Raw genomic sequence first — 6,310 nt, 5'->3', positions numbered from 1 at the left:
CGCGGCTGAGCCCATCCGGGGTCGCGCGGGACCGCGGCGGCCGCGCCGCTCCGCCGGGCGGCGCCCGCGCGCGGCCCGACCCGCGGGTCCCCTCAGCCCGTGGTCGCGGGGGCGCCGGGGACGAGCTCCGGCGGCAGGCGCTCGAAGAGGTCGGTCAGCATCCGCCCCGTCGCGCCCCACACGACGTGGTCGTCCACGACGTAGGCGTCGGTGGTGAAGGGGACGCCACGCCGGACGAGCCGGCGGCGCTCGTAGCCGGCCCGCAGCGCGCCGAGCTCGAGCTCGAGGACGACGTCGACCTCGCGGGGCGACAGCTGCCACTCGCCGGGGTGGTCGACCCAGCCGACGACGGGGTACACCGCGAAGCCGGTGACGAACGTGCCCACGGGGGAGAGGGCGCCGAGGATCTCGACGTTCTCCGGCGGCAGGCCGACCTCCTCGTGCGCCTCGCGCAGGGCGGTCGCGGTCGGCGAGGCGTCCTCGGGGTCCGAGCGGCCGCCCGGGAACGAGATCTCCCCGGCGTGGCGCCGCATGTCGCTGCGCCGACGGGTGAGGACGACGTGGATCCGCCCGTCGAGCTCGACGAGGGGCACGAGCACGGCCGCACGCGTGGATCCGTGGGCGGCGAGCTCGGCGGCGTCCTCCGTCGGGAGGAGCCGGCTGCGGATGCGCTCGCGCGCGTCAGGCGACGTGGGCAACCCGCTCGACGCGCTCGTCGAACATGACCTCGCCGTCGAGGACCCGGTGCACCGGGCACTTCGTCGCGATGACGCGCAGGCGCTCGAGGTGCTCGTCGGTGATCGCGCCGTCGACGCGCATGACCAGCTCGAAGCGGGTCGGGCAGCCGCGCTCCGGGGCGGGCTTGTATGTGCACTCGACCTCGATGTCGCCGATGTCCCAGCCCTTGCGGTCCGCGTACATCTGCAGCGTGATCGCCGTGCAGGACGCGAGGCTCGCGGCCATCAGCTCCTGCGGCGTGGGGCCGGCGTCGTCGCCACCCATGTCGGCCGGCTCGTCGACGGTGGTGCTGTGGTGCCTCATCCGCACGGTGTGGCGGAGATGATCGTCGCGGTTGGCGCGAGCGTTGACCTGCATCGTCATTCCCCTGGGTTCCGGGATCGAGGCCGAGAACCCAGTATGCCACCGCCGCGGCCGCCGCCCGCCGCGGCGCCCGACGGCCGCCCGCCGGCACCGCCGAATCGCCCTGCGGCCCCGGTCTGCCCCTATACTCGGCCGGCAACCACGGGGCGTGGCGCAGCCTGGTAGCGCACCGACTTTGGGTGTCGGGGGTCCCCGGTTCGAATCCGGGCGCCCCGATCGTTCGTCAGCACGACGGCGGGCGGGACCGGGCGGGAGTCCGGGACCACCGCCGTCCTGGCGGCCCCCGACGCGCGCGACGATCGACCCGCTCCCGTCCGACCGCCGGGAGCGACCTGCGAAGATGAACAGGTGTCGACCGACGTGCAGGACCCACCCGCGACCCCCTCGCCGGTGACCCGGACGGACGTGCTCCGGGCGTCCCCGCCGATGTTCCGGACGCCGGCGGTGGACCGCGTGACGCGGGTCCACCCCCTCGTCCCCGTGCTGATCTTCGTGCCGGCCATCGTCGTCGTGGCGCTCCTGGCGGAGCACCGCGTCGGCGTGCCCGCGTTGCTGGGCCTGGCGGTCGCCGGCTGGGCCTTCTGGGGTCTCGTCGAGTACTGGACCCACCGGGTCCTCTTCCACATCGAGCCGGAGGAGGGCTTCGGCGCCCGCCTGCACTGGATGGTCCACGGGGTCCATCACGACCACCCGAACGACCCGCTGCGGCTCGTCATGCCCCCGGCCGTCTCGGTGCCCGGGTCCGCCGCGTTCGTCGCGGTCTTCGTCCTGCTCGTCGGCCTGGGGTCGGGCCTGGCGATCGGCGTGGGCTTCCTCCTCGGCTACCTCGTCTACGACATGACCCACCACGCGCTGCACCACCACACCCCGCGCACGGCGTTCGGTCGTCGGCTGCGGGAGAAGCACATGCGCCACCACTTCCAGGACGACACCCGCGGCTTCGGCATCAGCGCGCCGTGGTGGGACCTCGTGTTCCGGACGGCGCCGGGGCGACCGGGCTCCCGCGCGCGCTAGGTTGGCGGACGCACGCCCCTGTAGCTCAGCTGGATAGAGCAGCGGCCTTCTAATCCGCAGGTCCTTGGTTCGAATCCAAGCGGGGGCGCTCTCCGCATCGCTCGCGCTCGTCGCGGGCGGAGCCCTCGTCGGCTGTGGCGGGTCGGACGGCGGGCCGCGGCCGGCGCGGGACGACCTGCCGACGGTCACCGAGGGCGGGCGGGTCTCCGCGCCGGACGTCGCGGCCGCCGACGTCCTGTGCCGCCGGTACCAGCGCCGCCCGCCCACCGGGGTCACCGAGGTGCGCATCCGGATCGCGGGCAGCCCGTCGGTCACGTGCGTCGTGCGCTGAGCGGGGCACGGGGGAGCGGGACGGCGGGGGAGGGACGGCGGAGGGCCACGCTCCCGGGGAACCCGGTACGCTCCGGAGCGCGCGGCGGACGTAGCTCAGTTGGTAGAGCTCCTGGTTGTGGTCCAGGCGGTCGCGGGTTCGAGCCCCGTCGTTCGCCCCTCGCGCAGACGGCGTCGCTGCCCCGCAGCGGCGCCGTTCGTCGTCCCGGGGCACCGCCCCGCCGGAGTCGCTCCGGGGGAGCGGCCCGCCACGCCGGGCGGCCGGTTGCACCATCCAGGCATTTCGCGCCGGACCGCAACTCCGTCGTCCCCGCCCGGTTGGTTCCGGTGTACCGCATCCCCCAAGCACAGGAGACACCCCCATGTCCCGCATCACCAACGCCTTCTCCGGCCGCCCCACGGGCCGCGTCGTCACCGTCCTCGCCGCCGCCACCGTCTCGGCCGCGATTGCGGCCCCGATGGCCATCGGGTCCAACGAGGGCGAGCCCATGAAGGGCGGCCAGCGCAACGGCACCTACAGCTCCGAGACGAAGGTCATCGCGAACAACTCCGTCTTCGGCACGCGCCAGTCCAACCTGGGCGGCGGCGGCGGCGCGATCTACGGCTGCCGCGCCGCGACCGGCGCCGAGGGCTGCATCGAGGCCTCGAACCTGAACAACGGCCAGGCGTTCAACTTCCGGTTCAACGGGGCGCTCGGCGGCTCCATCAACACGGACCTGGCGAAGAAGGACGACGCCCGCCCCTTCACCACGAACGCCACCGGCGTCGCGACCGGCCTGAACGCCGACCGCGTCGACGGCAAGGACGCGCAGCAGATCCAGGACGAGACCCTCGCCGCGGCGAAGGCCGGCACGAAGACGACGATCGTCACGTCGCAGGGCGCCCTGGCCAACCAGCGCGGCTTCACGGCCGCCGCCCGCGAGGCCGAGGGCAAGTACCTGGTGACGGCCGACGCCGACATCTCGAAGTGCATCCCGCAGGTCACGGTCTACGGCACGGACGCGACGCCGGGCTCCAACGCCACGGTCGAGGCCGTCTCCGCGAACCAGATCCGCGTCCGCACGCAGAGCGCCGGCACCGCCGACACGAACCCGGCCCCGGTGGACCGTCAGGTCGCCCTGACGGTCACCTGCTGAGGCGACCCGAGCACCTCGCCGCGTTGACCGCGGCGGGCACCGGGGCGGCCGATCGGGCCGCCCGCAGCACGAAGGACCACGCGGCGCCCTGACGGGCGCCGCGGCCGTTCCTGCGGGGTCGGTGGCACGACGACCGGATCCGTCGACGGTCGGCGCCGGGACGACCCGAGGACCGGTGGATCCGGGGTCAGGCGCCGCGTCGCCCGGTCAGGCGGGCCCGGACCCGCCGCGCGAGGATCCCGGCGACGGTCGGGCCGACCTCCAGGGCCGTGCCGACGAGATGCCCGAGCGGTCCGGAGACGAGGGCGAGGACGGCGCGGTCCAGCCGCGTGGGAGCCCCGGGGCGCATCGCGACGCTATCGTTGCCGATTCTCATGTCCGCTGTCTCCACGACCGTCACCGAACTCCCCGATTCCCGCGTCAAGGTCGAGGCCGAGGTGACCACCAAGGCTGTCGAGCAGGCGATGCTCGACACCGCCAAGGTGCTCGCCCGCGACCTCCGCATGCCGGGCTTCCGTCAGGGCAAGGTCCCGCCCCCGGTGGTGATCCGGCGCTACGGCCGGGAGACGGTGCTCGACGAGACGCTCCGCCGCACGATGGGCACGTGGCTCGTCGCGGCGATCGAGGAGGCCGGCATCAAGACCGTCGGCGAGCCCGAGGTCAACATCGGCGAGGCGCCGGCCGCCGGCACGCCGCTGACCTTCGACTTCGAGATCAGCGTCCGCCCGACCGCGACGCTCGGCTCCCTCGAGCCGTTCGAGGTCGGCCGCCGCGAGGCCGTCGCCGACGCCGAGCGCGTCGACAAGGAGCTCGAGTCCCTGCGCGAGCGCCAGGCCAAGCTCACCGCCGTGGACCGGGAGGCGAAGGAGGGCGACACCGTCCTCATCAGCTTCGTCGGCCGCATCGACGGCGAGGAGTTCGACGGCGGCGCCGGCCGCGACCAGCTCGTCGAGCTCGGCTCCGGCCGCCTCGTCCCCGGGTTCGAGGACCAGCTCCAGGGCGCCAAGGGCGGCGAGGACCGCGACGTCACCGTGCAGTTCCCGGACGACTACGGCGCCGAGCAGCTCCAGGGCGTCGAGGCGATCTTCTCCGTCACCGTCCACGAGGTGCAGGAGAAGCAGCTGCCCGAGCTCGACGACGCGTTCGCCGAGGAGGCCGCCGGCGTCGACACCCTCGACGAGCTGCGCGAGGACATCGGCCAGCGCATCAGCGAGGAGGACGGCACCGCCGTCGAGCGCGAGTACCGCGAGGCGGTCATCGACTCGCTCATGCTCAAGGCCGAGGTCGAGATCCCGGACTCCCTGGCCAAGGCCCGCGCGAGCGAGCTCCTGGACCGCACGCTGAACCAGCTGGCGCAGCAGGGCATCCAGCGCGAGCTGTACTTCCAGATGTCGGGCAAGTCGGAGGAGGAGCTCATCGCCGAGGCCTCGCCCGAGGCGTCCCGGTCGCTCCGCCGCGAGGCCGCCGTCGAGGCGTACATCGCGCAGGAGGGCATCGAGCCTGCGGACGGCGACCTGCTCGACGTCCTGAACGCCCCGGCCGCCCAGCAGGGCACCACGCCGGAGAAGCTGCTCAAGCGCCTCGAGCGCGACGGGCACCGTGACGAGCTCGTCTCGGACGTCGCGCAGCAGCAGGCGATCGAGAAGCTCGTCGAGCACGCCACCGCCGTCTCCGTCGAGGACGCGAAGTCCCGCGGCCTGCTGTGGACGCCGGAGCCCGGCGAGGACCCCGCCACCGGCGGCGGCCGCCCGTGGGCCGAGGACGAGGCGCCGGCCTCCGACGACGCCCCGGCCTCCGACGACGCCCCGGCCGACGCCGACGACGACGCCGCGTCCGACGACGACGCCGCGTCCGACGACGCCGCCTCCGACGACGCCGCGTCCGACGACGCCGGCGAGTCCACCGACTCCTGAGCGCCGGGCGCGTCCCTCGCGGACGCGCAGGCACGGACGGCGCGACGGCGCGTCGTCCGCCCCGCCGCCGCCCCTCGCCCCCGCCGGGCGGGGGCGGCGGCGTCGGTTGGTAGGCTCACGAGCAGGTCATTCGCAGTCCCCTCCGAGGCCGCTCCGGCGGTCCGCAGGACCAGTCCTCCCCACACCGAAGAGGGAACCCCAGCATGAGTCCGATGGTCCCCATGGTCGTCGAGCAGACCGCCCGCGGCGAGCGCGCGTTCGACATCTACAGCCGCCTCCTCAACGAGCGGATCATCTTCCTGGGGACGCCCGTCGACGACCAGATCGCCAACCTGATCGTCGCCCAGCTCCTGCACCTCGCGTCGGACGACGAGGACAAGGACATCTCGATCTACATCAACTCGCCGGGCGGCTCCGTCTACGCGGGTCTGGCGATCTACGACACGATGCAGATGATCAAGCCGCAGGTGCGGACGATCTGCGTCGGCATCGCGATGTCGATGGGCGCGGTCATCCTCTCGGGCGGTGCCCCCGGCAAGCGCATGTCGCTGCCGAACTCGAAGATCCTGATCCACCAGGTCTCCTCCGGCTTCCAGGGCCAGGCCACCGACGTGGACATCCACGCCCGCGAGATCATCGAGCTGCGCGGCAAGCTCGACCAGATCATCTCCCACCACTCGGGCACCCCGCTCGAGAAGGTGAAGAAGGACACCGAGCGCGACTACTTCATGGATCCCGAGGAGGCCAAGGCCTACGGGATCATCGACAACGTGGTGTCGAAGGCCTGAGGGCCCGACCACCTCGAGACCCCGGAAC

8 protein-coding genes and 3 tRNA genes are annotated in these 6,310 nt (G+C 73.5%); 8 read left to right on the top strand and 3 right to left on the bottom strand.

Annotation, left to right across the window (positions count from 1 at the left end; translation table 11 throughout):
* Nucleotides 1–92 precede the first annotated feature (92 nt).
* Both Q7T67_RS08540 and Q7T67_RS08535 read right to left on the bottom strand, forming a co-directional pair.
* Nucleotides 93–698, bottom strand: coding sequence for a CoA pyrophosphatase (locus tag Q7T67_RS08540; RefSeq protein ID WP_304788045.1), 606 nt, complete (start codon nucleotides 696–698; stop codon nucleotides 93–95).
* The gene (locus Q7T67_RS08535; protein WP_304788043.1) at nucleotides 682–1,041 is read right to left on the bottom strand and encodes an OsmC family protein; all 360 of its coding nucleotides are present in this window, start codon (nucleotides 1,039–1,041) and stop codon (nucleotides 682–684) included. Before Q7T67_RS08535 ends, Q7T67_RS08540 begins: the two co-directional genes overlap by 17 nt.
* Before the next feature lie 202 nt (nucleotides 1,042–1,243).
* Between Q7T67_RS08535 and Q7T67_RS08530 the strand changes: the two genes are divergently transcribed.
* The 6 genes from Q7T67_RS08530 (at nucleotide 1,244) to Q7T67_RS08505 (ending at nucleotide 3,581) form a co-directional block, all read left to right on the top strand.
* A tRNA-Pro gene (locus Q7T67_RS08530) sits at nucleotides 1,244–1,317 on the top strand.
* A 132-nt stretch (nucleotides 1,318–1,449) separates the two neighbouring features.
* Nucleotides 1,450–2,115 carry a sterol desaturase family protein gene (locus tag Q7T67_RS08525; RefSeq protein ID WP_304788041.1) on the top strand — a complete coding sequence of 222 codons (666 nt, stop codon included), beginning with the start codon at nucleotides 1,450–1,452 and terminating at the stop codon, nucleotides 2,113–2,115.
* 14 nt (nucleotides 2,116–2,129) lie between these two features.
* A tRNA-Arg gene (locus tag Q7T67_RS08520) sits at nucleotides 2,130–2,203 on the top strand.
* Complete coding sequence (locus tag Q7T67_RS08515) at nucleotides 2,180–2,446, top strand: hypothetical protein (RefSeq protein ID WP_304788039.1); 267 nt, start codon at nucleotides 2,180–2,182, stop codon at nucleotides 2,444–2,446. The genes Q7T67_RS08520 and Q7T67_RS08515 overlap by 24 nt, the downstream gene beginning before the upstream one ends.
* An 84-nt stretch (nucleotides 2,447–2,530) precedes the next feature.
* Nucleotides 2,531–2,603: transfer RNA gene (locus Q7T67_RS08510), tRNA-His, on the top strand.
* Nucleotides 2,604–2,807: 204 nt separating this feature from the next.
* Nucleotides 2,808–3,581, top strand: a complete 774-nt coding sequence (locus Q7T67_RS08505) for a hypothetical protein (protein ID WP_304788037.1) — start codon at nucleotides 2,808–2,810, stop codon at nucleotides 3,579–3,581.
* Between the two features lie 187 nt (nucleotides 3,582–3,768).
* Here Q7T67_RS08505 and Q7T67_RS08500 read toward each other — a convergent pair whose 3' ends face one another.
* Entirely contained in the window at nucleotides 3,769–3,930 is a 162-nt protein-coding gene (locus Q7T67_RS08500; RefSeq protein WP_304788035.1) for a hypothetical protein, read from the bottom strand.
* A gap of 25 nt (nucleotides 3,931–3,955) precedes the next feature.
* Between Q7T67_RS08500 and tig the strand changes: the two genes are divergently transcribed.
* The gene (tig, locus tag Q7T67_RS08495; RefSeq protein WP_304788033.1) at nucleotides 3,956–5,494 is read left to right on the top strand and encodes a trigger factor; all 1,539 of its coding nucleotides are present in this window, start codon (nucleotides 3,956–3,958) and stop codon (nucleotides 5,492–5,494) included.
* Between the two features lie 203 nt (nucleotides 5,495–5,697).
* Nucleotides 5,698–6,282, top strand: coding sequence for an ATP-dependent Clp protease proteolytic subunit (locus Q7T67_RS08490; protein WP_304788031.1), 585 nt, complete (start codon nucleotides 5,698–5,700; stop codon nucleotides 6,280–6,282).
* Nucleotides 6,283–6,310: the final 28 nt, after the last annotated feature.

Source organism: Patulibacter sp., assembly GCF_030655195.1.
GTDB lineage: Bacteria > Actinomycetota > Thermoleophilia > Solirubrobacterales > Solirubrobacteraceae > Patulibacter.
Note: the sequence above shows the minus strand (reverse complement) of the source record. Positions and strands in the feature narration are given on the sequence as shown.